4 protein-coding genes are annotated in these 3,170 nt (G+C 68.3%); 2 read left to right on the top strand and 2 right to left on the bottom strand.

What is annotated here, in order from left to right; translation table 11 throughout:
* Nucleotides 1-356 (bottom strand): AMP-binding protein (locus tag C5O18_RS07875; RefSeq protein ID WP_146089283.1); only part of this gene is annotated, 356 nt, incomplete at its 3' end.
* Nucleotides 357-494: 138 nt separating this feature from the next.
* Nucleotides 495-1,400 (bottom strand): lysophospholipid acyltransferase family protein, encoded by a 906-nt coding sequence (locus C5O18_RS07870; protein ID WP_158249302.1) that lies wholly within the window; start codon nt 1,398-1,400, stop codon nt 495-497.
* Between the two features lie 165 nt (nt 1,401-1,565).
* On the opposite strand from C5O18_RS07870, the gene C5O18_RS07865 reads away from it, so the two are divergent.
* On the top strand, nt 1,566-2,186 hold the full coding sequence (locus tag C5O18_RS07865) for a MiaE family protein (protein WP_105192948.1): 621 nt from the start codon (nt 1,566-1,568) through the stop codon (nt 2,184-2,186).
* 1 nt (nt 2,187) lies between these two features.
* Nucleotides 2,188-3,018 (top strand): putative RNA methyltransferase, encoded by an 831-nt coding sequence (locus C5O18_RS07860; RefSeq protein WP_105192946.1) that lies wholly within the window; start codon nt 2,188-2,190, stop codon nt 3,016-3,018.
* Nucleotides 3,019-3,170 lie beyond the last annotated feature (152 nt).

The following is a 3,170-nucleotide window of genomic DNA, read 5'->3' as shown; positions in this document are numbered from 1 at the left end:
TTGTAGAGCTGGTCCAGGGTCAGCAGCACCTTGATGCGGGCATCGTTGACCTGGTGCACGATCTCCGATGGCGTCAGCAGCGGCGACACGCCGGAGATGGCGGCGCCGAGCTTGGAGGCGGCGATCAACGCCACCAGGTACTGCGGGGTGTTCGGCAGGTGGATGCCGAGCACGTCGCCGCGCCCGAGGCCCAGCGAGCGCAGCACGTGGGCCAGGCGGTCGGCCAGCGCGTTTAGCTCGCGGTAGTTGATGGTGACGCCCAGGTATTCGGCGGCCGGACGTGCCGCGAAGCGGGACTGGTGGCCTTCGATCTGCTGGGCGAGGGAAAGGACGGGACGCGGCGTTCTTGTTGTCATGGGGCATTACCTGAATCGGGGTGGACACGGCCAAGGTCATGACCATCTGGTCATGAATGTGCCGATGCTGACACGGCCGGCAGGCGATGCTGAGGGTCGAAACTGACAGTCAGGGTACGGAAAGTGACAGGCTGGCGTTCAGCGGTACGGGTTAGGCAGGCTTTCGTTGCGCTTGAAGCGCTTGTAGGTCCACTGGTACTGCTCCGGCGCCATGCGGATGAGCTGCTCCATGGAGCGGTTCATGGCGGTCGCGCCGACCACCACGTCGTCGTGCCCGATATCCGGGTCCGCCGGCAGCACGTGCACCGTGAAGCCGTCACCGTCGGCGCGGCGGATGCAGGCGAGCTGGATCACCGCGCAGCCGGTGCGGCTGGCGAGCTTGGGCACGATCACGCCGGTCAGCGTGGTGATGCCGAAGAAGGGCGCCTGCACGCCGCCGTTCTCCTGCGGGATGTGATCAGGCAGGATGGCGGTGAAGCCACCCTGGCGCAGGGCCTTGAAGGTGGCACGCACGCCGCTCTCGTCGGTCGGCACCACGGTCGTGCGCAAGCGGCTGCGGGCCTCCGCGACCATGGCGTCGACGCCGGGCTGGTCGCCCGGCTTGTACATGATCACCGGCGCCACGTACTGGTTGAGCCAGGCGTTCATGAATTCCCAGGTGCCCCAGTGCGGCACGATGGCGATCACGCCCTTGCCGGCGGCCAGCGCTTCCTGGAAGTGCTCGGCGCCATGCACCTCGCGGATCATGCCGAGGCTGTACTCCGGCGGCATGCCCCAGGTCTTGGCGAACTCCAGGGCGGTCATGCCGGTGCTTTGCAGCGAGGTACGGGTCATCTGCCGGTGCCAGGCCGGGTCCTTGTCGGGAAAGCAGAGCTGAAGGTTGGCGTGCACCGTGCGGCTCGGACCGCTGCCGGTGAAATTGGCCACCAGCCGCCCGATCAGCCGTCCGATGCGCTGCAGCACCGGCAGCGGGAGCAGGGCGCAGAATCGGAGCAGGGCGATGGACAGTCTGTCCTTGAAGGTCAGGGTGGCGGGCTGAGTCATGCATCTGGCTCTTTTTTTTGGAAGGCGAAGCATAGTCCAAGGCATGGCCGTGACCAAGGTCAATGTGGGGCATCCGGTGCGCGGGTGCTGGCGGCATCCGCTATAATCCCGCGCGCTGCCGGGTCTCCGGCGCGCCGCCTGTCTGCTGCCTCGGGGTCGATCACCATGGAATTCCTCCAGCCCGTCCGGGATTTTCTCGCCTGCGCCACCCCGGCCGCCTGGCTGGATGCCGCCGTGCAGGACCTGCCGACCCTGCTGCAGGACCACGCCAACTGCGAGAAAAAGGCCGCCGGCACCGCCATGAACCTGCTCTTCCGCTACAACGACAACGATCGCCTGCAGACCGAGCTGGCGCAGCTGGCGCGCGAGGAGCTGCTGCACTACGAACAGGTCCGCGAGCTCATGGCGAAGCGCGGCATCGCCTACCGGGCGCTGCCGGCGGGTCGCTACGCCACCGGCCTGCGCCAGCACGTGCGCACTTCCGAACCGGGGCGGCTGGTCGACCTCATGATCATCGGCGCCTTCGTCGAGGCGCGTTCCTGCGAGCGCTTCTCCGCCATCGCCCCCCGGCTCGATGACGAATTGAAGCGCTACTACACCTTCCTGCTGCGCTCCGAGGCGCGCCACTTCCAGCACTACCTGGGGCTGGCGGAGCAATACGCGAACGAGCCGATCGCGCCGCGCGTGGCATTCTTCCGCGAGGTCGAGCGCGAGCTGATCGAGGCGCCCGACGATATGCTGCGCTTCCACAGCGGTCCGCCGGCACCGGCATCGGTAGCGGCCTGACATGTCCCCGCCCGCGCTGCGCTGCCCGCTCTGCGCCCTGTCGCTGGATGCCACGCCGCCGGTCTGGCGCTGCGGCAACGGTCACAGCTTCGACATCGCCCGCGAAGGCTACGTCAACCTGCTGCCGGTGCAGCAGAAGAAGAGCCGGGACCCCGGCGACAGCGCCGACAGCGTGCGCGCCCGCCGTGCCTTCCTGGAGGCCGGGCATTACCAGCCCCTGCGTGATGCCGTGGTGGCGCTGCTGCGGGCCCGTGTCCCGGCGGGCGGCTTCGATGCGCTGCTCGATATCGGCTGTGGCGAGGGCTATTACACCAGCGCGCTGATGCCGCTGGCCGGACGGGTCACCGGCGTCGACATCGCCAAGCCGGCGGTGCGCCTGGCAGCGCGGCGCTTTCCCGGCGCCACCTGGCTGGTCGCCAGCGCGGCGGCGTTGCCGCTGGACGATGCCTCGCAGGATGTCGTCACCAGCCTGTTCAGCCCGCTGCCGGTGGCGGAAATGGCGCGCGTGCTGCGCCCCGGCGGCCTGGTGCTGGCGGTGACGCCGGCGCCGGATCATCTCTGGCAGATCCGCGAGGGCCTGTTCGACAGCGTGCGCCCGCACGAGCCGGACAAGTTCCTCGCCGGCTTCGCCGATCGCTTCGAGCTGCTGGCGCGCGAGGAGGTGAGGGCGCCGCTGCAGCTGTCCGGCACGGCCCTGGCCGATCTGCTGGCCATGACGCCGTATGTCTGGAAGGCCCGGCCGGAGCGCCGGGCGGCGCTGGAACGGAATCCGACATTTGCCACGGAGGCGGCATTTGCGTTACTTCTCTTCCGCCTGAAACCGTCCGCCTGAGTCGCGGGTACCGAACCGAGGAGCCGCCTGTGTCCGATCTGAAGAAGATCAGCTATGCCGATTTCGGCCACCATTTCGTGCAGCAGGTGGTGACCGCGCATCGTATCGGCACGGAGATCGAATCAGCCCTGGAGTCGACCATCGCCGGTTCC

The sequence above is a fragment of the Amnimonas aquatica genome (assembly GCF_002943415.1).
GTDB lineage: Bacteria > Pseudomonadota > Gammaproteobacteria > Pseudomonadales > Moraxellaceae > Perlucidibaca > Perlucidibaca aquatica_A.
Note: the sequence above shows the minus strand (reverse complement) of the source record. Positions and strands in the feature narration are given on the sequence as shown.

Bases quoted from the DNA above. Each gene is read 5' to 3' on its own strand.
- C5O18_RS07860 (WP_105192946.1), top strand. From the start codon at position 2,188: ATGTCCCCGCCCGCGCTGCGCTGCCCGCTCTGCGCCCTGTCGCTGGAT.
- C5O18_RS07865 (WP_105192948.1), top strand. From the start codon at position 1,566: ATGGAATTCCTCCAGCCCGTCCGGGATTTTCTCGCCTGCGCCACCCCG.
- C5O18_RS07870 (WP_158249302.1), bottom strand. From the start codon at position 1,400: ATGACTCAGCCCGCCACCCTGACCTTCAAGGACAGACTGTCCATCGCC.